Below are 20,482 nucleotides of genomic sequence, written 5' to 3' on the forward strand. Positions count from 1 at the left end.
CATGGGCGGGTCACCGGTCACGTTCACCGCGCCGGGCTCGGCGGCGGGCGATCAGTCGAATCTGCAGCACGCGTACCTGGAGCTGCGCGAGCCGCCGTCCGACGGGGGGACGGCGACGCCGAGCAACGAGACGCTGGGCACGATCGAGTTCCAGTTCAATCCGAAGGAGCTCTCGCTCTCCAAGAACGCCAAGTGGAAGCGGGAGGCGCAGCGGAACGCCGAGCGGTCGGGTCCGCCGGAGTTCACCGGGTCCGACCCGTGCAAGTTGAGCGTGGAGATGTTCCTCGACGCGACCGCCGCGATGGACGACTCGGTGGTCAAGGCCGTCGAGAAGCTGTTCTCGTGCGTGGTGCCCACGGAGAAGAGCCTGTCGAACGACAAGGGCTCTCCGCCGTGGGTGATCTTCCATTGGGGAGGGTTGACGGCGTTCCCGGCGTTCGCCAGCGAGGTCGCCGCGAAGTACACGCTGTTCACGCCGAGCGGGACGCCGGTGCGCGCGGTGTGCACCGTCAAGCTCGAGGAGATCTCCGGCTCGACGCCGGGCCAGAACCCCACTTCAGGTTCGTTGGAGGCCAGGAGCACGCATGTGGTCGTGGCGGGCGATTCGCTGCCGTCGATCGCGTACCGGGCCTATGGGGACCCGAACCGGTGGCGGCTCATCGCCGAGGCCAACGGGATCGACGACCCGGCGCGGCTGCGGCCGGGTTCGCGGCTGCTCGTGCCGGCCGGGGACGGGAGGTAGCCGTGGCGAACGAGAGCTTCGCGAACACGCTGCAGGTGTCGATCAACGGCGCGCCGCTGGCCGCCGACGTCGCCACGATGCTCACGCAGGCGACCGTGGCGGCGAGCCGGAACCTGCCCGATGCGTGCCACCTGCGGTTCCGTGACCCCGAGGCGGTGCTGGTGCGCAAGACGGGTCTGGCGATCGGCGCGAAGGTAGAGGTCGCGGTGCAGTCCGCCGAGCCGGGGAGTCCGCAGCGGCTCATGTCCGGGGAGGTGGTGGCGGTGGAGATCGACATCGACGCCGCCGGGACGTTCATGGAGGTGCGCGGGCTCGATCCGGCGCACCGCCTGTTCCGGGGCCGGCGCGTCGCCGCGTATCCGAAGATGAGTCTGGCGGACGTGGTCCGGAAGGTCGCGTCGCGCGCCGGGCTCCAGGTCGGGGTCATCGACAACGTGCAGGGCTACGGCGACGCCCCCGAGGCCCAGCTCAGCCAGGACAACGTCTCGGACTGGGAGTTCCTGTCGCGCCTGGCCGACCGGGTCGGCGCGCAGGTGACCGCCTCGGACGGGAAGCTGAACTTCCGGCTGCCCGATCCGCCTTCGGGTGCGCCGCCCGAGAACGCCACGGCCGCAAGCAATCCGCTCGTGCTCGAGCCAGGCGTGAACCTGATCGCGCTGCGCGCGGCGGTGTCCGCGGCCGAGCAGGTGCCCGAGGTCAGCGTGCGCGGCTGGAGCGTCGAGCAGAAGCAGGAGCTCACGGCGACGGAGAAGCCGACCACGAAGGGGTCGCAAGTGGACGGCGTGGACCCGGTGGGGATGGCGGGGCGGTTCGGCGCCCCGCCGTATCTCGAGGCGGGGACGAGCCTGGGCACGCAGGGGCAGGTGGCCGCGTACGCGAAGGCGCTGGCGGCCGAGCTGGGCGCGACCGCGGTGGAGCTGGACGGCGTGGCCAAGGGCAACCCGAAGCTCCTGCCCGGGTCGGGGGTGACGCTCGCGAACGTCTCGGATCCGTTCGGCGGCAAGTACACCCTGACCAGTGCCCGGCACGTGTTCAACGAGCATGACGGGTACACGACCGCGTTCACGGTCTCGGGCCGGGCCGAGCGGACCCTGTACGGGCTGACCTCGGGTTCGCCCGGGCCCGCGCCGAACGGGCTGGTCTCGGCGGTGGTCAGCGACGCGCGCGACCCGCGGAAGCTGGGTCGGGTCAAGGTGACGTTCCCCTGGCTGTCGAAGGACTTCACGAGCGCGTGGGCGCGCACGGCCTCGCCGGGCGGCGGGCCGCGGCGGGGGCTGTGGGCGATCCCGGAGGTGGGCGACGAAGTGCTCGTGGGCTTCGCGGACGGGGACCTCGACCACCCGTACGTGCTCGGCGGACTCCACAACGGGAAGGACGACCCGCCGAAGCTCGAGGTGCCCACGGTCGACGATTCGGCGGGGGCGATCGGCGTGCGGGCCTTGGTGTCCCGGGAGGGGCACCGGCTCGAGCTCGTCGACGAACCGTCGAAGAAGGGGATTCTCCTGTCCACAGGGGACGGCAAGCTGCTGCTGAAGATGGACGCCACCGGGCAGGTGCTGGAGCTGAAGTGCTCGGGCCAGGTCAAGGTCTCCGGCGTGGGCGTCAAGATCGACGCCGGTTCGGGGAGCCTGGAGCTCTCCGGGGCGCAGGTGAAGGTCAATGCGCAGCAGCAGGTCGAGGTCACCGCCGGGTCCAGCGTCAAAGTCGCGGGGCAGGCGGAGGTCAAGGTCGAAGGCGCCGCCGTCAAGGTCGCCGGCACCGGGAGCGCCGAGCTGTCGGCGTCCGGGGCGGTCACCGTGCGCGGTGGCGTGGTCCGCATCAACTGATCCACTGCAACCGAGAGGAGGCGGCGATGCCGCCAGCGGCGAGAGTCGGCGACCCGACCGGGCACCCCGGGCTCATCTCGGGCCCGGGCGCGGCCACAGTGCTCATCGGCGGGCAGCCCGCAGCCGTGGTGGGCGACATGCACGCGTGCTCGATGCCTTCCACGCCACCGCATCCGCCCACGCCGATCCTGCCGCCGGGCTGTCCGACGGTGCTCATCGCGGGCAGGCCGGCGGCCCGGATGGGCGACCTCTCCGGGTGCGGCGCACCGATCCTCTCCGGCTGCCCGACAGTCCTGATAGGAGGATGAGATGACCGGCATCGTCGACCCGCCCGCGTTCGTGGGCTCGGGCTGGGCGTTCCCGCTGCGCACAGACGCCACCGGCTCGGTCGCGCTCGTCAGCGGCGAACGCGAGCTCATCGAGAGCATCCACCTGATCCTCGCCACCGCCCCGGGAGAGCGGCCGATGCGCCCCGAGTTCGGCTGCGCCATCCACGATCTCGTGTTCGCGCCGGCCGACTCGGCGACCGCAGGGAAGATCGCCTACGAAGTGCGGGTCGCGCTGACCCGCTGGGAGCCGCGCGTCAGCCTCACGGACGTGGTGGTCACCTTCGACCAGGCCTGGCGCGGCCGCCTGAACATCGCCCTGTCCTACACCGTGCGCGGGGACAACGACCCGCGCAACCTCGTGTTCCCGTTCTACGTCATCGGCTCCCACGACAGCCCCGAGACCCAGGAGGCGGCCCTATGAGCCTGCCAGTGCCCAATCTGGACGACCGCAGGTTCCAGGACCTGGTCGACGAGGCGAAGCGCCTGGTGCAGCAGCGCTGCCCGGAGTGGACCGACCACAACGTCTCCGATCCGGGCGTGACTCTCATCGAGGCGTTCGCGATGATGACCGACCAGCTCCTGTACCGCCTCAACCGGGTCCCGGACCTGCACTACCTGCGGTTCCTCGACCTCATCGGCGTCAAACTGCACCCGCCGACGGCCGCCCGCACCACGGTCACTTACTGGCTCTCGGCCGCCCGCGACCAGACCGTGCCCGTGCAGCGCGGCTCCCAGGTCGCCACCGACCAGTCCGGCGGCACCGAGGCGCCCGTGGTGTTCCGCACCGAGGCCGACCTGGCGATCGTCCCGTGCTCGCTCGCGCTCGTCCTCACCGGAGGCGCGAGCGGGCGGCTCGCCGACCAGACCGACCAGCTCATCTCCGGCGAAGGCGTGCGCTGCTTCCAGGAGGCGCCCGGGGACGACGACTGCATCTACTTCGGACTCTCGAACGCGGTGCCGCGCTGCGCCGTTCAGTTGCGCGTCGCCTGCCACGCCGAGGGCGTCGGCGTCGATCCCGAACGGCCGCCGTGGATCTGGGAGGCCTTCGACGGCACGACCTGGACGGCCTGCGAGATCGAGTCCGACTCCACCGGCGGCTTCAACCAGGACGGCATCACCGTCGTCCACGTCCCGCCCGGCCACCGCGAAGCGCTCTTGGAGCGCCAGCGTGCGGGCTGGCTCCGCGTGCGCCTCGTGCGCGCCGAGGACCGGCCGTTCTACCGCGACTCGCCGCGGCTCATGACCGCCGTCGCCGCCACGATCGGCGGCACCATCGACGCCTCGCACGCCGGGCTCGTCGCCGACGAGGTCGTGGGGCTCTCCGAAGGCGTTCCGGGGCAGCGCTTCCGGCTCGCGCACCGGCCCGTCGTGACCGGCGGGGAACCGCTCGTCGTCGAGATCGCGGGCGGCGGCGACTGGGAGCAGTGGCACGAGGTCGAGAGCTTCACGGAGTCCGGCCCCGACTCGCGGCACTTCACGCTCGACGCCATCGGCGGCGAGCTCCGGTTCGGCCCGGCCGTGCGCCTCGCCGACGGCACGATCCGCAACTTCGGAGCCGTGCCGCCCAAAGCCGCGCCGATCCGCGTCCCCGCCTACCGCACCGGCGGCGGCAAGGCCGGGAACGTCGCGCGCGGGCTCCTCAACGTGCAGCGCGACCCGATTCCGTTCACGACCCGGGTCGTCAACCGGGGTCCGGCGACCGGCGGCGTCGACGGCGAGTCGGTGGGCAACGCGGCCGCGCGCGGCCCGATGCTGCTGCGCACCCGCGACCGGGCGGTGACCGTGGAGGACTACGAGTACCTCGCCAAGCAGGCCGCCCCGGACGCCGCGCGGGTGCGCTGCGTGCCGGTCCCCGAGCGGCCCGGGGAGATCCGGCTCCTCGTCGTCCCGGACATCGCGCTCGGGTCGAATCCCGTTGTGGCCCAGTTGACTCCGGACGTGGACCTGGTGAACCGGATCGGCTCCTACATCGAGCCGCGCCGCTGCCTCGGCGCCACGGTACGTGTCGGTCCGCCGCAGTACGACGGCGTCACCGTCGTCGCCCAGCTCCGCGCCGCGCCCGGGACCGTCGGGGAAGCCCTGCGCGGGGAGGCCCTGGAAGCGCTGTACGCCTACCTCAACCCCGTCTCCGGCGGGCTCGACGGCACCGGCTGGCCCTTCGGCCGCCCCGTCCAGTCCGGCGAGGTGTTCGCTGTGCTGCAACGGCTCCCGGGTACCGCGATGGTCGAAGACGTGCAGCTCTTCGCGGCCGACCTCGCGACCGGCCGCCGCAGCGGCCCGGTGCAGCGCATCGAGCTGGCCGGTCACGCGCTGGTGTTCTCCTTCCAGCACCAGGTGCGCATCCTGGAAGGGGACGACCGTGCCTCGTAGCGCCGCGCCCGGCCTGCCGACCCCGCAGCCGATCGCCGACCAGCTGCCAGGCGTGCTGGCCGAAGACGACTTCACGCGGCGCTTCACCCAGGCCCTCGACGAGGTCCTGGCGCCCGTCCTGCTCGCGCTCGACGGCTTCGTCGCCTACCTCGATCCTGCGCTGGCCCCGCCGGACTTCCTGGACTGGCTGGCCGGCTGGGTGGCCCTGCCGATCCAGGACCAGTGGACCGTGGAGCAGCGCCGCATCCTGGTCGCCCACGCCGTCGAACTCCACCGCTGGCGCGGCACCCGGCACGGCCTGGCGACGCACTTGCGGCTCCTCACCGGCGGCCAGGTCACGGTCGCCGACAAGGGCGGCACGATCGCTTCGGTCCAGTCCACCGACCCTGTGGGCCAACCGGTCTCGCCGCACGTCACCATCACCGTCACGGTCAGGAACCCCTCCCTTCTGGACGAGTCGCGGCTGCGGGCCGCCGCCGCCGAGCACGTACCGGCCCACGTGCCGTTCACGCTCCGCATCGAGCAGTCCCGGGAACTCCCATGAGAGCACCCGGGACGAGCGACGGACTCAGCCGTTCAGAGCGGCCGCGATCATGACGAACAACAGCACGATCCCCGCCGCGATCCCGGCCCATCCCTCCCAGCCGAGGCCGTACAGCGTTCGCCTTTCGGGAGCCTCCCGGATCGCCATTTGAGGGCCCGGCTGCGTGGCCGGTGCTCGGAACTCCGGGACGAATCCATAACGGGCCCATTGAGCGAGCCGGGCCCGCTCCTGCCGGTGCTCTTGAGAACGCCGGAAGTACTGGCTCGACACCGGCATGCCGAGCAGTACGACTGCGGCCGTGAGGAAGGCGAGCGTCACGATGGCGATGCCGTTCATCAGCCACTGATGCCAGGCGACGCCGGTGAAGGCCTCCGACAACGGGATCAGGCCGGCGACGGCGATCGCGAGTCCGCCGAAGACCCACGACAGGACGCGCGCGGCGGGCCGGCCGAACGCGTCCAAGAACGCCAGCAGGATGAACAGGGCCGCCCCGATCAGCGCGAGACCGGCGGTCAGGGCGAGCCCGAACACCGCCAGCGCGCCGCCGTCCGGAGTCCGGGCGATCTCGGTGTAGTGGCGCTCGTACTGGGGCATGGCGAACATCGTCGCGATCATGGCCGCGAGCCAGAACGCGGCGGCGCCTCCCAGCAGGTAGGTCGCGGCGAGCACGCTGCGGGGGCGTTCGGGCGCGGCCTGCGGTTGCGGCGCGGGCGTGGCGCCGATGAGGCCGGTCATGACGCCACCGAACCTTTCGCGCGGCGCGGGCGGCGCCACGTCAAGTACCCGCCGAACGCGAGCCAGGCGAACACCGGCAGTCCCGTGAGGACGTAGAACCACGGGTTCGACAGCGGAGAAGCGGGCTGCGGGAACGGATCCCACGGCGGGCGTTGCGTGGTCTGACCGCCGAGCCACACCAGGTTCGCGCCCTCCTCGGATGCCGGTCCGAGCAGCGCCTGTTCGACCGCCGCGTCGAGTTCGGGATGCTCGGCGTCGAACGCCTCGGCGCCGAGCTCGTCCTCGGGGACGTCGCTGAAGTTCACGCCGCCGTAGACGTACACGTACGTCACCAGGTAGTTCCCTTCCTGTGTGGTGCGCTCGACTTCGAATTCGCCTTCGGTGTAGGACTGCACGTACCGGTCGAAGACCTCCTCCGGATCCCATGGGGTGCGCGAATACCAGGCGCTGGCGTCTCCTGAGTCGATGACGTCGCTGAACGCGGTGGTGTGCGTCAGGCTGCGGTCGCGGAACCATTCGGCGGCGACACGGCTGGCGTAGACGCGGCGCAGGTCCGCGTACTCGGGCGCGGTGTTGATCGCCTCCTCGAGCTCGGGCAGGATCATGTCGCGGTAGATCTGCTCGTTCGCTTGAGTGTCCGATTCGGACTGACCGGTGCAGCCGCCCACACCGCCGACCCCGGCCGTCTCGAGGTACTCGGTCTCCATCTTCACTTCGAGCGGCGCGTCCAGGATGAACAGCTCGTCGTCGTTCTCGTGCACGACGGCGGGTTCGGGGACGATCCACTGCCGCATCGAGATGCACTTCGTCTCGCCCTGCAGCGCTTCCCAGTACTGGGCGCCCAGGTCGGAGTCCGGGTGGATGAAGTCGGCCACGGACTTCTTCATCTGCAGGTCCGCCTCCAGTAGGACCCTCCCGGCGTCGGTCTTGCCGAACTCGGCGTCGATGATCCGGTCGGGCTCGTCCGGGTTGAGGTTCACGGTGAAACTCGATGGGTGGAGTGCGAGCCAGGTGAAGAACGAGTCTGAGGCGAGTTGCGCGGACTCCTGGCCGCCGTAGGAGACTTCGACGCCTTCAGCCGGGTCGACTTGGTACGCGTAGTCGACGCCGCTGCCGAGGCCGCCGTCGTACGTGTCGGACACGTATCGCAGTTCCAGGGTCGAGAAGTCCACGCCGCCAAGTGGATCGGTGGCCATGTCGGCGTCTTCAGCGCTCTCGAAGCCTCGTTCCTCCGCGAGTCCTTGAGCGGTCGCATCGCTGACGGCGGCTTCCTCCTCTGAACTCGGCGACTGTGCGATGGCGTCGGCCGATGGGTTGTCGGCCGCATAGTCCCCCTCGCTCGCCAACGCGCCTGGGAGCGGCGGAGGCGGGCCCGATGGAACACCGCCGCCGGTGGCGGAACCGGATTCGTCATCGGGCGGATAGTTCCTGTTCGGGTGCGGCCTGGGCTCTCCCACCGCTGGAAGTTCAAAGGTCTCGACCGTGATGCCCGCGTACTTCGCCTCGGCGAACAGCGCCTGGAGCGTTTCGATCTGTTTGGGGGTCTGCCTCGCCAGGAAGTAGAAGCTCACGAGGGGCGTCCCTTCCTCGAGCGCCAGATCCAGGCGTGACCTGATCTGCTTCTTGGTCCAGTCGCCGGACTTGACCTCCACGATGTGGACGATCTTGCCTGAGGCGTCCCTCAGGAAGAAGTCGAAGCGCTTCAGGCTCCCCTCCTTGAACGTCGCGTCATGTTCGTACCCCTGGGCGGCGAACTTCTCAGCGGCGCCGATCAAGGACTCCCCTTCACCGCCCTGCGAATTGTTGTCGAGGGGCGTCACGTACCCCCGTAGCCAGCGGTAGAACAGCTCCTCGCGGCGATCGGCGTCGAAGTTCCCCCAGTCCAGGTATTTGTTGAGGCCGTATTCGACCCATCGTGAGAGGACGTGTTGGATGGTGCCGATCGGGTATTTCGATTGCGGCTCTTCGTCGTAGATCTTGGCGATGGCCGCCCAGTCGTACTTCTGGTCGTACCAGGTGATGTAGTCGTCGCCCATGCCGACCGCGGCCGAATCACCGTTCGGTTCGTCGTAGAGCGAGGAGTGCCAGACCAGTTCGTCGAGCCAGAAGCCGACCGAGTCGTACGGGTAGTAGACCGTCTGCTGCCACGGGGCGGCAATGCCGGCGCCGATCTCGTACGGTTCGACGGGGTACGGCTGCTGGCTCTGTGCAGGGGCCGCTCCGAGGTACACCAGCAGCAGCGCCACCACCGCGCTGAAGGCGGCGGCGCGAGCGAGCGGTCGACCATTCCTGTTGCGGTGTCTTCGGTACAGCGGTTTCGGGCCGGTGGGCCCTGGAAGTTCGGTCATGCGCTCAGGGTCATGGGCGCCGTCATGAAACGGTCCCTCGTCGATCACTGCCCGGTGCCCGGCGCCCGTGATCACTCCGGTTCGCCACTGGCCGAAAGTCACCGAGAGCAGAGCTTGCAGCGCCTGGTCGTAGTAGTCACCACCGCTTGACCAGGGTGTGGGTCGGGCCGCACGATCGGGTGGGGCCAGGCCCACTCCTGTCCTGAACCCCTGGGCATGGCCGTGTCGGTGGGGCACAGTCGAGTCCTGTCCGGTTGACGCGACAGGGCGCCGGCAGTGGTCGGTGGCCAAGGTGTGGAAGGGAACTGCGATGCGGCGAGTGGTGTCATGGGCGGCGAGGGTCGGGACGGGGATCGTCCGCGCGGGCGAGGTGACGGCCGCGAGTTTCATCGTTCCGGCCATCTGGGCGCTGGGGGTGATGGCCTGGCTCTGGTTCGGTCGGACGTACGCGGAGTTCTTGGTGCCGTTGGGGTTCGCGTCTGTGAGCACTGTGGTGCTGGTCGGGCCGGTGGCCCGGCGGTTCAGGTCGTTCCCCGCTCGCTGGGCCGGCATCGACGTGCCCGTCGTGTACCGGTGGCGCGGGCCGGTCGTGCAGTTGTCCACGGGGCAATGGTGGAACGGGTTCTCTTATCAGCGCAGCCGGGAGGAAGCGCTCGCCGACCAGCGGGAGCGAAGCCGGTGGAGCCTCGCGGAGTTCTGGCGCGACGTCCGGTTCGTCGCGATCGCGCCGTTCACCGCCGGAGCGGTCGCCGCCGTACCCGTCGCAGGGATCATCGTCGCCGCCTTCGCGATCGCGCAGCCGCCGTCGCTTTCGCGCCTGGGTACCGCCCTGGCCTTGCAGCCGTCGCCCCTTTGGCATCCGGTCGGAGCCGTCGCGTTCGCCATCGCGGTCGTGACCGCTCCGTACGCATGGAAAGCAGCCATCCCGCTGGCGGTCCGGTTCCTCTCGTCGCCGCAGACCGATCTGGCGCAACGGGTTGAGGAGCTGACGGCGCAGCGGACGGAGGCGACCGCAGCTCAGGCCGCCGAGATCCGCCGCATCGAGCGCGACCTGCACGACGGCGCGCAGGCGCGGCTCGTCTCGCTCGGCCTGGCGCTGGCGACCGCGGAGAAGATGATGGAGACCGATCCCGCAAAGGCCAAGGCGCTCATGCGGGAAGCTCGCACCGGCGCCGCGGCGTCCCTTGAGGAGCTGCGCGAGCTGGTCCGCGGCATCTGCCCGCCGGTCCTCACCGAGCGCGGCCTCGTCGAGGCCGTCCGCGCCCTCGCCTTGGACAGCCCGCTGGAAACGCTGGTCGAAGCCGAAGGCGGCGAACGGTTGGACGCGCCGATCGAAGCGGCGGTGTATTTCGGCGTCTGCGAGCTCATCGCCAACGCCGCCAAGCACGCCCGTGCCGATCGGGCGGTCGTCGGCATCGCCGTCGATGACGGGAACGTCGTCGTCCGGGTCCTCGATGACGGCCGCGGTGGCGTCGTCGAACGCGCGGGAGGCGGGCTCGACGGACTGCGTCGGCGGCTTTCGGTCTTCGACGGCACCTTGGAGGTCCACAGTCCGGTCGGCGGGCCGACCCTCGCCACTATGGTGGTGCCGTGCGCATCGTCGTAGCCGAGGACCTGTACCTGCTGCGCGAGGGCATGGTCCGCTTGATCGAGGCGTACGGGCACGAGGTGGTCGCGACCGCGACCTCCGGGCCGCAGACCCTCGCCGCGCTGCTGGAGCACCGGCCGGACGTGGCCGTGATCGACGTCCGGATGCCGCCGACCCAGTCCGACGAAGGACTGCGCGCGGCGCTGGCGGCCCGCCGCGAACACCCCGGCCAGCCCGTGCTGATCCTGTCCCAGCACGTCGAACAGCTCTACGCCCGCGAACTGCTCTCCGACGGCGCCGGAGGCGTCGGCTACTTCCTCAAAGAGAGCGTGTTCGACGCCGACCAGTTCTTCGACGCACTCGAACGCGTCGCCGCCGGCGGCACCGCCATGGACCCGGCCGTGATCGCCAAGCTCTTGTCAGGAGGCCGGTCGAACCGGCGCCTCGCCGCCCTCGGCGAACGCGAGCACGACGTGCTCGCCCTCATGGCCCAGGGTCTGTCCAATCAGGCCATCGCGACCCGGCTGTTCTTGAGCGACAGCGCGATCAGCAAGTACACGACCTCGATGTTCGCCAAGCTCGGCATCACCGACGACGACTCCCACAACCGCCGCGTCCTCGCCGTCCTCGCCTACCTCAATGAGCCGGACGAGTGAAGCCCGCTTCGAGGGTGTGGAGGGTGACGGTGCCTCCGCCCAGCATCTCGGCCTTCTGGTGGAGGCGCTCGACCACCGCGGTGGTCGGGCGGCCGTAGACGTCGATGGCGCGCAGGCGGATCAGCGGGGCGAAGGCTTTGAACTTGGGTCCGCCGAGCGTCATATGGAGTTCCATCGAGTCCGAATCAGGGTGAACGGCCAGGACGGACATCGTGGATTCGGCCTCGTCGATGCAGCAGTGGTACGCGATCAGCTGCGGCTCGCGCTCCTCGACGAATGCCGCCAGGTCGCGCATGCCCTCGCGCACCTCTTCGAGGCTGCCTTCGAGGATGTCGGAGCGGTCGACATAGTAGATCGGGTCCGTCATGCCGCCGAGCCTAGCGACGATCGCCCCGTGAGCGGCTCGAACCGTTCGATTGGGTCGGCAGCAGGGTGCGGCCGGAGTCGGTCAGGTGGGGTGGACTCCCAGTTCCGCGAGTACCTCTCGGTAGCGGGCGAGGGCGTCGGCGGCTGCGGCGCGGTCGCCGTGGCGTTCGTGGGCTTCGATGAGGAGGCGCCAGGCGGCGTCGTTGAAGCGGTGGACGCCGACGCTGCGGCCCGCGGCGGCCAGCGCTTCGCCGACGTCGCCGCGACGGAGTTCGAGGCGGGCGAGGTCGGCTGCGGCGGAGGAGGCGGCGAGGCGGAGGCGTTCGCGTTCGCCGACGACCCATTCGGCCGCGCCGTCTTCGGGGAGGAGGTCGCCGCGGTAGGCGTCGGAGGCCCGGCGGAGGATCGCGGCGGCGGTGTCGTCGTCGGGGGCGCTGCGGGCGAGGCGGGCGGCTTCGCGGACCGCGACCACGTCGCAGTAGCCGTCGGCGGGGAGCGCGAGTCGGTAGGCGTCGCCTTCGCGGGTGAGGAAGCGGAAGACGCCGCGTTCGGCATCGGGTTCGATGAGCTTGCGCAGGCTGCACATCGCCACGTGGAGGCCGTGGGTGGCGGCGCGCGGGGTGGCTTGGGGCCAGAGGGCGTCGATGATGGCTTCGCGGTGGACGGGGCGGCCGGCGTTGACGGCGAGGAGTCGCATGAGCATGCGCACCTTGGGTTTCACGGCGGAGAGGTCGACTTCGGCGCCGTCGCGTTCAAGGCGGAAGCCGCCGAAGCAGGTGACGGAGAGGGTTTCCGGGGCCGAGGGGCGGAGGGCCGGGGCCGGTTCGCCGAGCCACGAGTCGACGAGGTGGACGGGGTAGCCGCAGTGGCCGGCGGCTTGGCGGGCGCGGGCGACCAGGTTCGGCGGGTGACCGGCGGCGACGGCGGCCGCGACGTAGACGAGGGGCTGGGCGCCGCCGACGCCGCAGCGGCGCACCAGGTCCGCGGCGCGTTCGATCTCGGTCTCGACGCCGGGCATGCCGGCATGGGCGGCCGCGACGGCGTACATCGCCTGCGCCCAGGCGGCGGGCACGGCCGCGTCGAGGGCGCGGAAGCCGTCGGCGAGGTCGGCGAGGGTGGAGAGGTCGGGGTCGCCGCTGCCGAGGCGGGCGAGCCAGGAGCATCCGGCGGCGAGGAGCGCTCCCCAGAGGTCGCCGTCGCGTTCGCATTCCTCAGCGACGCGGAGGGCGGTCTTGGCGGCGTCCTGGGTGCCGTTGAGCGCGATGGCGGCGCGGGCGGCGCGCGCGAGCCACGGCAGGCGTTCGGCTTCGGCGGCGGCGATGGCGCGGGAGAGCTCCCGGAGACCGCGGTCGCCTTGGGATTCGAGGAGGGCGAGGACGGCGTCGCCGAGCGGCGCGATGACGGCGGCGGGTCCGGCGTCGCCGGGTGTGCTGTCGCGCAGGAGGGTTCCGGCGGCGGGGAGGTTTCCGGCGAGGAGGTGCGCGAGGAGGGCGACCATGCGGCCGTGCGGTTCGGGCATGCGGTCTTCGGCCGCGGCGGCGACGAGAGCGGGGTGGGCCTGGGTGGCGGCGCGGAGCCAGGTGCGCCAGTCGCCGCCGGGCCGGGCGGGGCCGGGCAGCCAGACGCGGGCCGCGGAGGCGGCGTGGCGGCCGTGGGCGCGGCCGGCTTCGTCGGGCGAGAGCGCTTGGGAGCGTTCGAAGCACTCGACGGCTTCGGCGATGCGGCCGCGGCCGAGGCGGTTGCGGCCTTCGGCGAGGACCATCCAGGGGTCGTCGGCGACGAGCCAGGACGGCAGGAGGTCGCGCCAGGCGTCGAAGTCGTCGCCGGTGATCTGGGGGCCGAGGAGGTCGAGGAGTTCGCGCACCGCGGGCCAGTCCTCGGCGCGGGCGAAGCTGCGGGCCGCTTCGACCAGGGCCCCTTCGGTTTTGACGATCTCGGCGGCGGCCGCGTGGAGGCGGCGGGCGGCGGCGCCGCCGTGGCGGTCGGCGAGGACCGCGGCGAGGTGCGAGCGCATGGCCTCGTGGAACCGGTAGGTGTGGCCGCCGTCCGGGGTGGTGACGAAGACCTGGCGGCGGTGCAGTTCGGCGAGGTGCGCGGCGGCGTCGTCGATGCCGAGGAGCCGGTCGCACCGGTCGGCGGTGGCGACGTCGAAGACGCTGATGCGGGTCACGAACGACAGGAGCGGCGCGGGGAGCTCGGCGAGGACGATGCGGCTCATGTAGGCGTGGGCGAGCGAGGCGCGGCCGGTGAGGGCCGCGACGGCCGAGCGGCGCTCGGTGAGCGGTCTTCCCTTGGTGGACAGGTGGAAGAGGTGGAGTCCGGCGGCCCAGCCGCCGAGGCGGCGCTCCAGGACGGCGATGTCTCCGGCGGGCAGGGGCTCCTGGTAGTTCTCGCGCAGCAGCAGGTCGATCTCCCAGGAGCGGAAGCGGAGCTGGTCGGCGTCGATGAACCGCAGGTCGGTGAGTTCGTGCCGGGCGAGGTTGACGCCGGGGAGGCGGCGGGTGGCGACGGCGAGGCTGCACTGCTCGGGCAGTTCGCACAGCAGCCGGTCGAGGACGCGCTCGGCGGCGGTCTCGTCGAGGTAGTGCACGTCGTCCAGCACGAGGAGGGTCGCTCCGGTCAAGGCGCGCAGGCGGTTCCAGAGGCGGTCCGGGGGTTCGGCCGGGTCGGGGGCGGCGGTGAACGGCATGAGGGCCCGGTGCAGGTCCGCGGTGAACTCGTCGGGGTCGGCGTGGGCCGGGTTGAGGCCGAGCCAGGCCGTGCCGCCCGGGAACGAGCGGGCGTGCTGCGCGAGCAGGGTGGACTTGCCGAATCCGGCCGGGGCGGTGATGACGGCGCGGCGCACCGGCCCGGAGCCGTCGTTGAGCTCGGCGAGCAGCCGCGGCCTGGCCACGCTCGACGACGCAGGGATAGCAGCCATGACGAGTCACCTCCCGTGCCCGCCCAGGGCACTGTCCCCCACAACGCTGACGCGCGGGCTTTGCCGTGAGTCCGCGCTTGCATCAATGATGGCGCATCGGGGCGGTGATCGCTTCCCCCGATGTGTCCACAAGGGCGTCGTTCCTTCGGCTGTTCCACGTCTGTGACGTCGGGTGTCGCCTGGTGCGGGCGGCGTGATCGGCGGCGGCTCGGTGCTGGAGTGGCGGCCGATGCCTGCGGCTACCCTCGGCGCATGTTCCCGTTCTTCCGGCTCCCGTCCGACTCCCCTTTGGCCGCAGCAGTTTCCGAGGACTGGGGTCTGCTCCCGCTGCGCGTGCCGACCGGCTGGACCGTCGTCTACAACGAGCTCTCGGCTCGGCGCCTGCCGGACGGCAGAGTGGAGGCCAACGACTCCGAGGACCTGTACTGGGCGCGCACGACGCTTCGGGATCGGGAGGTCAACCTCGACGCCGGCTGGTACGGCGGCCACGGCTTCCGCGTCGTCGTCCTCGATCCCGACTGGGAGCACCAGCGCGCCTCGCACACCACCCGCGACCTCGGCGAACTCGTCGCCACCCTGGAGGCGTGGATGCACGTGATCGCGCAGCGAGGGGAACTCCCCCGGCCCGAAGCCGACTTCGCCCCCTGAAGTGGACGCAGGACGGGATAATCGGTGCCGAACCGAGGAGGGCGCGATGATCATCAACGTGGACCGTTCGAGCGTCGCGATGGGCGACGATGTCAACCCGCACGCCGAGACGATCGACCTGCCGGAGTCGAGCACGATCGCCGAAGCGGTCGCCTATCTGCGGCAGCGCAACTTCCTGGCGCTCATCGCGAGCGGGCGGGCGACGTGGCTCCTCGAGGTGAACGGCAGGCCCGCGGCCGTCATCGCGCAGCAGTGGGCCGAGCCGAAGTTCGCGATCGACCCGTCCGACACGCTCGGCTCCTTCGGCGACCAGGTGTCGCTCATGTTCAGGTACCGCGCGCAGATCGACCCCGACGACCTCTACGACACGCTCACCGGCGACTGACGACGCCCGCGGTCAGCCGACCCATAGGAACAGGACCGCGAGGCTCGCGGCGGCGCCCGCGAAACAGGCCGCGGCCGTTCTCGGACTCGGCGGGGCCGTCCCGGACGTGCGGCTGCCCAGCATCGAGTCGAGCTGGTCGCGCAGTTCCGCGTTGAACGCGAGACCGGCCGCGAGGATCAGCGCCGAAGGCAGCGCGTAGATCACGGTGTAGCCGACGAGGACGGTCACCGCCGCCGGGGCGGGGATCTCGGCGGCGATGAGGCGTTCGACCGCCAAGACCATCGGGAACGCGTTGGGCAGGTCGCCGAGGGTGGCGAGCACGCCGAACGGCAGGGCGCTCCAACCGTTGACCCAGGGCGGCAGCGCGTAGCCCTTGCGCTCGCGCGGCCTGAGCCGCCGCACTCCCATCACGACCAGCGCCACCGCGAGGCCGGCGAACAGCAAGCGGCGCAGCCAAAGGGTGAATCCTTCGAGCAGCGAGTCCGCGAACGAGAGTCCGAAGTAGAACACAAGGGCGAAGCACAGGAACGACGCCGCCGCTCCGAGCATGAACATCCAGCCGGTCGGCGCAGGTCGCCTCGCGCCAAGGAGGATCACGATGACGATCCAGATCGTGGCGGTGTTCACCGAGTCGAGCAGCGCCAGGCCCGTCAGGCCCCACAGCAGTCCGGCGGTCACCGGGTCCCACTCCGTTCCTTGCGGCCCATGCGCGTTCCCTCCCGGACCGCGGCGCGCTCGCCGCGAGTCGTCCCATCGGCGGCCCCGCGCCGCCCGCCCGCACAGTACCTTCCGTCCCGGCCGATCCGCCTACGGCAGGACGGGACCGAGCCAGGTCGCGAGGGCGGTCCGAAGCCTGTCCAGGTCCGGCACTGTCTCGGGGCGGGCGAGCCAGGCGACGTGACCGTCCGGACGGATCAGGACGGCGTCGACATCGGCGCCGGTCGACCGGGCCCTGGCGAGGTCGATCCGGTCGCTCCGGTCTCGGTGGCGCGTGCGGCGAGCCGTCGTTCCACTTCAGACTTCATGATGACGAGCAGGTAGGGGTGACCTGCACGTCGACTCCGGCGAGGCGCAGTTCGCAGGCGAGCATGAGCCCGGTGGGCCCGGCGCCGGCATTCACCACTTGGGTCTCGTTCGTTGTGCGGCTCATGGCGGTTCCGTTCGGGGGCGTGGCGGCGTCGTTCATCGGCGGCTGATCCGGTGGGTGTCGGCCATCGCGTGGAGTTTGTCGGGGTTGCGGATCGCGTAGAAGTCGGTGATCTTCCCGGCGGCGGTGACGAGCAGGAAGACGCCTTCGAGGCGGTCTTCGACGTACGCGGCGATCGCGGGCGCGCCGTTGCAGTTGACGGTCGCGATGCGCAGATCGGAGGTGAATCGTCGCTTGTGGAAGATGTCGAGGACGGCCGCGGCGACCCTCTCGGCGCCGACGAGGGGCTTGCGCGAGGCGGTGGCCTTGCCGCCGCTGTCGGCGGTCCAGACCGCGTCCGGGGCGAGCAGGTCCAGCAGGCCTTCGAGGTCGCCCGTGGCGGTGGCGGCCATGAACCGCTCGGTGATGCGCTCGGTCTCGGCGGCGTCGACGGGCGCGAAGCGCTTGCGCCGCGACTGCACGTGCCGCCGGGCGCGGTGCGCGGTCTGGCGCACCGCGGCGGCGGACTTGCCGACCGCCGCGGCGATCTCCTGGAGCTCGAAGCCGAACACCTCATGCAGCACGAACACCGCGCGCTCGTCCGGGGTGAGGGTCTCGAGGACGACGAGCATCGCCATCGACACCGATTCGGCGAGAACGGCATCGGAGGCCGCGTCGCGCTCATCGAGCAGGAGCGGTTCGGGCAGCCAGGGCCCCACGTAGTCCTCGCGGCGGCGGCTCCTGGCCCGCAAAGCGTTGAGGGCCTGGCGGGTCACCAGTCTCGCCAAGTACGACTTGGTGTCCCGCACCTCCGAAAGGTCCACTTGCGACCAGCGGAGGTAGCCGTCCTGGAGCACGTCGTCGGCTTCGGTGGCCGAGCCCAGGATCTCGTAGACGATCGTGAACAGCAGCGGCCGCAGGAGCGTGAACCGCTCGGCGTGCTCGACGGTGCTCGTGTCTCGGCTGGTGCTCATGCGGTCCTCGCGCTCGCTTCCTTCGGGGCGACGGCGCGCGGACCGCCCTTGATCCAGATCATCGCGCCCGGCTTGCGGGACTCCAGGCGGATGCGTTTGGCGATGACGAAGCGACAGGTCATCTCTTTGATGAACGCGCCCAGGCGGCCGCGGATGAAGAAGTCCACCGTGGAGTCGTCCTTGCGGCCGAGCTGGCGAATGCCGTCGCGGCGGCCGAGGCTGACGCACGCGCCGGTGAACGCCAGGTCGATCACGGGCGGTTCAGTGCCGGCGATACGGGCCAGCACCGTGTCGGCGGCCAGCGCGCCGAGCGGGCCGGCGGCGTATCCGCTCATCCGCAGGGCGCGGCCGGAAGGCGCGGCGCAGTCGCCCGCGGCCACGATCCGCTCGTCGTCGAGGCTGGTCAGCGTCTCGTCGGTGATCAGGCGGCCGAGTTCGTCGGTGCGCAGGCCGCTCGCGGCGGCCAGGCCGGGCACGGCGAAGCCGGCGGTCCAGATCGTCAGGGCGCTGGGTCGCTCGGTGCCGCTGTTCAGTACGACCGCCTCGGCCTGAACCTCGGTGACGTTGTCGCCTTCGATCACGGTGACGCCGTTCCTGTTGAGCCACTTGGCGACGTAGCGCCGTCCGGGCTCGCTCAGATAGGGCGCGAGGGTCCGTCCGCACACGACCGTGACCGTGCGGCCCTGCTCGGCGAGTTCGGCGGCGATCTCGATTCCGGTGAGGCCGCCGCCCACGACGGTGATCGGGGCTGTCTGCGGGAGCGCCTGGAGTTCGCCGCGGAGGCGCCGCGCGGGTTCGAGTTCGGCGATGTCGTAGGCGAACTCGGCCGCGCCGGGCACGGAGGCGGGGGTCGCGCCGGTGCTGCCGACGGCGTAGACGAGGTGGTCGTAGTCGAGGGCGCGGCCCGAGGCGAGATGCACGGTGCGGGCGTCGGCGTCGATGCGTTCGGCGCTGTCGACGACGAGTTCGACGTCTTCGCCGAGCAGGGTGCCGTAGTCGATGACGGCGTCGCCGGTGCCGGCCGCGAGCTGGTGGAGCCGGATCCGCTCGACGAACTCGGGGCGCGGGTTGACGAGCGAGACGTGCACGTCGTCGCGTTGGAGGAGGCGGTTGGCCGCGATCGTTCCGGCGTAGCCGCCGCCGATCACGACGATCTTCTCGGGTGTCACTGATGCGATCATGCCCCCAAGACACCGCCGCCGGGCGCCGTGTGACACCCGATGACCCGCGTCACACGGAAGCGGGACGGGCGCCGCGCTGGTCCGCGCGACGCCCGTTGTGCAACTAGGAGCGTGTCTCAGTTGGCGGGCTTCTTGTAGCAGGTGATGGCTGCGGCGAGGGCGAGGAACCCAGGCCGACGCCCCGTGCGGCGATGGCCGCCCCGCCTGGCGACGGGATCCTGCACCTTCCGACCGAGCTCGAACAGAAGCTTGACAGTGCTACTTGTTTCAGTCATGATTGAAATCAGTAGCGCTGAGAGGTCCTTGGAGGGCGAGCATGACCTGGCAGACCGAACGAGTGGACTTCAACAGCCTCGGCACTCGATGCGCCGGTGACCTGTACTTGCCGGATTCGCAGGATCCAGTGCCGGGACTGGTCCTGGGGCACAGCGGTGTGATGGTCAAGGAGGCGCTGGCGGCGTTCGCGCCGTATTTCGCGCGGGCCGGGTTCGCGGTCCTGGCCATCGACTACCGCACCGTCGGCTCCAGCGGCGGCGAACCGCGGGGGCAGGACCACCCGCAACGCCAGGTGGAGGACTTCCGCAGCGCGATCTCCTACCTCCAAACCCGCCCCGAGGTCGACGCCGACCGGATCGGTCTGTGGGGGGTGAGCATCGGCGGATCGGTCGCCGTGCAGGCGGCGGTCCTGGACCGGCGCGCGACATGCGTTGTCGTGCAGAGCCCGAGCGTGTGGGACGGATGGCGCTATCTCGAACGGATGCTCGGCCGCGCCGGATTCCGGGCGTTGCGCGACCGCCTGGACGAGGATTGGCAGCGCCGCTTCGACGGCGAGGAGAGCGCCCGCGTGCCGCATCTGGCCCTGGAAGGCGAGAACGTCGAGGACACACCGGACCTCGCCGAAGCGCTGTTCCCCACCTACCGCAACGAGAAGACCCTCGATTCGACCGAGCACCTGCTCACGTTCGCGCCGGAGCACCTCATCAGCCGCCTCGCGCCCACACCGCTGCTCATGATCGCCAACGGCGGCTGGGACCCCTACCACGCGCTCGACGAAGCGCAGAGCGCCTTTGCCAAAGCGGGCGAGCCGAAACGCCTGGAGGTGCTGCCCTACGACGTCCTCGGCCTCTACACCGGTCCCGGCCTCGACGAAGCGATGTCATTGGCCGTGGACTGGTTCGACCGGTACCTGCGTCAGGCACGGCGGGCCGCTGCCACACCGACGCCCACGCGGGAGTCAGCGGCCTTCATCACGAAAGGGAACACCCATGACTAGCCGAGCCGGCGCCGACTCACCCGACCGGGACGAGGTCATGGCGTGGGTGGAGAGCGTGGCCGCGTTCTGTGTGGAGGAATGGGGGCTGCCGCCCATCACCGGGCGCATCCTCGGCCTGCTGATGATCTGCGATCCCCCCGAGCGCTCGGCGGGCCAGATCGCCGAGGCCATCCAGGCCAGCCGCGCCTCCTTGACCTCGAACATGCGCTTCCTCACCACCATCGGCCTCGTCCGCAAGGTCCGCGTCCCGGGCGACCGCACCTCGTACTTCCGCATCGAGGACGACGCCTGGCAGAAGGTGATCCAGCGCAAGCTCGACGGCCTCGGCCGGTTCGGGGCCATCGCCGAGCAGGGACTCGCGCTGACCGGCGAGGACGGCCCCGGCGCCGAACGCATCCACAACGCGCAGCGATCCCTGACCTGGCTGCGCGACCTCGCCGACGACCACCCGCTCGAACCATGAGGACCCAC

19 protein-coding genes and 2 pseudogenes are annotated in these 20,482 nt (G+C 71.0%); 12 read left to right on the forward strand and 9 right to left on the reverse strand.

Translation table 11 applies throughout. The features are described from left to right. Nucleotide 1: 1 nt before the first annotated feature. The 6 genes from O2L01_RS23085 to O2L01_RS23110 are packed head-to-tail and all read left to right on the forward strand — an operon-like array spanning nucleotide 2 to nucleotide 5,811. Entirely contained in the window at nucleotides 2-742 is a 741-nt protein-coding gene (locus tag O2L01_RS23085) for a CIS tube protein (protein WP_270124399.1), read from the forward strand. A gap of 2 nt (nucleotides 743-744) precedes the next feature. After that, nucleotides 745-2,568 (forward strand): VgrG-related protein, encoded by a 1,824-nt coding sequence (locus O2L01_RS23090; protein WP_270124400.1) that lies wholly within the window; start codon nucleotides 745-747, stop codon nucleotides 2,566-2,568. 26 nt (nucleotides 2,569-2,594) lie between these two features. Next, on the forward strand, nucleotides 2,595-2,876 hold the full coding sequence (locus O2L01_RS23095) for a PAAR domain-containing protein (RefSeq protein ID WP_270124401.1): 282 nt from the start codon (nucleotides 2,595-2,597) through the stop codon (nucleotides 2,874-2,876). A 1-nt stretch (nucleotide 2,877) separates the two neighbouring features. Continuing rightward, on the forward strand, nucleotides 2,878-3,318 hold the full coding sequence (locus O2L01_RS23100) for a GPW/gp25 family protein (RefSeq protein ID WP_270124402.1): 441 nt from the start codon (nucleotides 2,878-2,880) through the stop codon (nucleotides 3,316-3,318). After that, nucleotides 3,315-5,267 (forward strand): putative baseplate assembly protein, encoded by a 1,953-nt coding sequence (locus tag O2L01_RS23105; protein ID WP_270124403.1) that lies wholly within the window; start codon nucleotides 3,315-3,317, stop codon nucleotides 5,265-5,267. Before O2L01_RS23100 ends, O2L01_RS23105 begins: the two co-directional genes overlap by 4 nt. After that, a complete protein-coding gene (locus O2L01_RS23110) occupies nucleotides 5,257-5,811 on the forward strand; it encodes a phage tail protein (RefSeq protein ID WP_270124404.1) in 555 nt (184 codons plus the stop codon). Before O2L01_RS23105 ends, O2L01_RS23110 begins: the two co-directional genes overlap by 11 nt. Nucleotides 5,812-5,835: 24 nt before the next feature. On the opposite strand, the gene O2L01_RS23115 is transcribed toward O2L01_RS23110, so the two are convergent. Beyond that, nucleotides 5,836-6,546, reverse strand: a complete 711-nt coding sequence (locus O2L01_RS23115) for a hypothetical protein (protein ID WP_270124405.1) — start codon at nucleotides 6,544-6,546, stop codon at nucleotides 5,836-5,838. After that, nucleotides 6,543-8,894, reverse strand: a complete 2,352-nt coding sequence (locus O2L01_RS23120; RefSeq protein WP_270124406.1) for a hypothetical protein — start codon at nucleotides 8,892-8,894, stop codon at nucleotides 6,543-6,545. The genes O2L01_RS23115 and O2L01_RS23120 overlap by 4 nt, the downstream gene beginning before the upstream one ends. A gap of 310 nt (nucleotides 8,895-9,204) precedes the next feature. Here O2L01_RS23120 and O2L01_RS23125 point away from each other — a divergent pair, with 310 nt between their 5' ends. After that, complete coding sequence (locus tag O2L01_RS23125; RefSeq protein ID WP_270124407.1) at nucleotides 9,205-10,500, forward strand: sensor histidine kinase; 1,296 nt, start codon at nucleotides 9,205-9,207, stop codon at nucleotides 10,498-10,500. Further along, on the forward strand, nucleotides 10,485-11,138 hold the full coding sequence (locus O2L01_RS23130; RefSeq protein WP_270124408.1) for a response regulator transcription factor: 654 nt from the start codon (nucleotides 10,485-10,487) through the stop codon (nucleotides 11,136-11,138). Before O2L01_RS23125 ends, O2L01_RS23130 begins: the two co-directional genes overlap by 16 nt. Here O2L01_RS23130 and O2L01_RS23135 read toward each other — a convergent pair. Continuing rightward, complete coding sequence (locus O2L01_RS23135; RefSeq protein WP_270124410.1) at nucleotides 11,119-11,505, reverse strand: hypothetical protein; 387 nt, start codon at nucleotides 11,503-11,505, stop codon at nucleotides 11,119-11,121. The two genes, O2L01_RS23130 and O2L01_RS23135, sit on opposite strands and share 20 nt — an antisense overlap. A gap of 81 nt (nucleotides 11,506-11,586) precedes the next feature. Then, nucleotides 11,587-14,424 carry a BTAD domain-containing putative transcriptional regulator gene (locus tag O2L01_RS23140; protein WP_270124411.1) on the reverse strand — a complete coding sequence of 946 codons (2,838 nt, stop codon included), beginning with the start codon at nucleotides 14,422-14,424 and terminating at the stop codon, nucleotides 11,587-11,589. Between the two features lie 252 nt (nucleotides 14,425-14,676). Between O2L01_RS23140 and O2L01_RS23145 the strand changes: the two genes are divergently transcribed. Further along, nucleotides 14,677-15,072: a hypothetical protein gene (locus tag O2L01_RS23145; RefSeq protein ID WP_270124412.1), complete on the forward strand. Its 396-nt coding sequence runs from the start codon at nucleotides 14,677-14,679 to the stop codon at nucleotides 15,070-15,072. 46 nt (nucleotides 15,073-15,118) lie between these two features. Next, complete coding sequence (locus O2L01_RS23150; RefSeq protein ID WP_270124413.1) at nucleotides 15,119-15,457, forward strand: hypothetical protein; 339 nt, start codon at nucleotides 15,119-15,121, stop codon at nucleotides 15,455-15,457. Nucleotides 15,458-15,469: 12 nt separating this feature from the next. On the opposite strand, the gene O2L01_RS23155 is transcribed toward O2L01_RS23150, so the two are convergent. The 5 genes and pseudogenes from O2L01_RS23155 to O2L01_RS23170 all read right to left on the reverse strand — a co-directional run bounded on the left by O2L01_RS23155 (nucleotide 15,470) and on the right by O2L01_RS23170 (nucleotide 18,738). After that, nucleotides 15,470-16,135 (reverse strand): GAP family protein, encoded by a 666-nt coding sequence (locus O2L01_RS23155; RefSeq protein WP_270124414.1) that lies wholly within the window; start codon nucleotides 16,133-16,135, stop codon nucleotides 15,470-15,472. 129 nt (nucleotides 16,136-16,264) lie between these two features. After that, nucleotides 16,265-16,435 (reverse strand): annotated as a pseudogene (locus tag O2L01_RS25815) (aromatic-ring hydroxylase C-terminal domain-containing protein); the annotation flags it as partial. A 67-nt stretch (nucleotides 16,436-16,502) separates the two neighbouring features. Beyond that, a pseudogene (locus O2L01_RS23160) lies at nucleotides 16,503-16,607 on the reverse strand (FAD-dependent monooxygenase); the annotation flags it as partial. A gap of 32 nt (nucleotides 16,608-16,639) precedes the next feature. Beyond that, entirely contained in the window at nucleotides 16,640-17,557 is a 918-nt protein-coding gene (sigJ, locus tag O2L01_RS23165) for an RNA polymerase sigma factor SigJ (protein WP_270124416.1), read from the reverse strand. Further along, nucleotides 17,554-18,738 (reverse strand): NAD(P)/FAD-dependent oxidoreductase, encoded by a 1,185-nt coding sequence (locus O2L01_RS23170; protein ID WP_270124417.1) that lies wholly within the window; start codon nucleotides 18,736-18,738, stop codon nucleotides 17,554-17,556. Before O2L01_RS23170 ends, sigJ begins: the two co-directional genes overlap by 4 nt. A gap of 316 nt (nucleotides 18,739-19,054) precedes the next feature. On the opposite strand from O2L01_RS23170, the gene O2L01_RS23175 reads away from it, so the two are divergent. Further along, a complete protein-coding gene (locus O2L01_RS23175; RefSeq protein ID WP_270124418.1) occupies nucleotides 19,055-20,011 on the forward strand; it encodes an alpha/beta hydrolase in 957 nt (318 codons plus the stop codon). Beyond that, entirely contained in the window at nucleotides 20,004-20,474 is a 471-nt protein-coding gene (locus O2L01_RS23180) for a GbsR/MarR family transcriptional regulator (RefSeq protein WP_270124419.1), read from the forward strand. The genes O2L01_RS23175 and O2L01_RS23180 overlap by 8 nt, the downstream gene beginning before the upstream one ends. Nucleotides 20,475-20,482 lie beyond the last annotated feature (8 nt).

Source organism: Glycomyces lechevalierae, from assembly GCF_027622945.1.
Lineage (GTDB): Bacteria > Actinomycetota > Actinomycetes > Mycobacteriales > Micromonosporaceae > Glycomyces > Glycomyces rutgersensis.

What these genes read in the sequence shown, in the direction of transcription:
- O2L01_RS23120 (WP_270124406.1), bottom strand. Translation starts at nt 8,894, where the DNA reads ATGACCGAACTTCCAGGGCCCACCGGCCCGAAACCGCTGTACCGAAGA.
- O2L01_RS23135 (WP_270124410.1), bottom strand. Translation starts at nt 11,505, where the DNA reads ATGACGGACCCGATCTACTATGTCGACCGCTCCGACATCCTCGAAGGC.
- O2L01_RS23115 (WP_270124405.1), bottom strand. Translation starts at nt 6,546, where the DNA reads ATGACCGGCCTCATCGGCGCCACGCCCGCGCCGCAACCGCAGGCCGCG.
- O2L01_RS23150 (WP_270124413.1), top strand. Translation starts at nt 15,119, where the DNA reads ATGATCATCAACGTGGACCGTTCGAGCGTCGCGATGGGCGACGATGTC.
- O2L01_RS23175 (WP_270124418.1), top strand. Translation starts at nt 19,055, where the DNA reads ATGACCTGGCAGACCGAACGAGTGGACTTCAACAGCCTCGGCACTCGA.
- O2L01_RS23105 (WP_270124403.1), top strand. Translation starts at nt 3,315, where the DNA reads ATGAGCCTGCCAGTGCCCAATCTGGACGACCGCAGGTTCCAGGACCTG.
- O2L01_RS23145 (WP_270124412.1), top strand. Translation starts at nt 14,677, where the DNA reads ATGTTCCCGTTCTTCCGGCTCCCGTCCGACTCCCCTTTGGCCGCAGCA.
- O2L01_RS23085 (WP_270124399.1), top strand. Translation starts at nt 2, where the DNA reads ATGGGCGGGTCACCGGTCACGTTCACCGCGCCGGGCTCGGCGGCGGGC.
- O2L01_RS23125 (WP_270124407.1), top strand. Translation starts at nt 9,205, where the DNA reads ATGCGGCGAGTGGTGTCATGGGCGGCGAGGGTCGGGACGGGGATCGTC.
- O2L01_RS23180 (WP_270124419.1), top strand. Translation starts at nt 20,004, where the DNA reads ATGACTAGCCGAGCCGGCGCCGACTCACCCGACCGGGACGAGGTCATG.
- O2L01_RS23095 (WP_270124401.1), top strand. Translation starts at nt 2,595, where the DNA reads ATGCCGCCAGCGGCGAGAGTCGGCGACCCGACCGGGCACCCCGGGCTC.
- O2L01_RS23100 (WP_270124402.1), top strand. Translation starts at nt 2,878, where the DNA reads ATGACCGGCATCGTCGACCCGCCCGCGTTCGTGGGCTCGGGCTGGGCG.
- O2L01_RS23140 (WP_270124411.1), bottom strand. Translation starts at nt 14,424, where the DNA reads ATGGCTGCTATCCCTGCGTCGTCGAGCGTGGCCAGGCCGCGGCTGCTC.
- O2L01_RS23170 (WP_270124417.1), bottom strand. Translation starts at nt 18,738, where the DNA reads ATGATCGCATCAGTGACACCCGAGAAGATCGTCGTGATCGGCGGCGGC.
- sigJ (WP_270124416.1), bottom strand. Translation starts at nt 17,557, where the DNA reads ATGAGCACCAGCCGAGACACGAGCACCGTCGAGCACGCCGAGCGGTTC.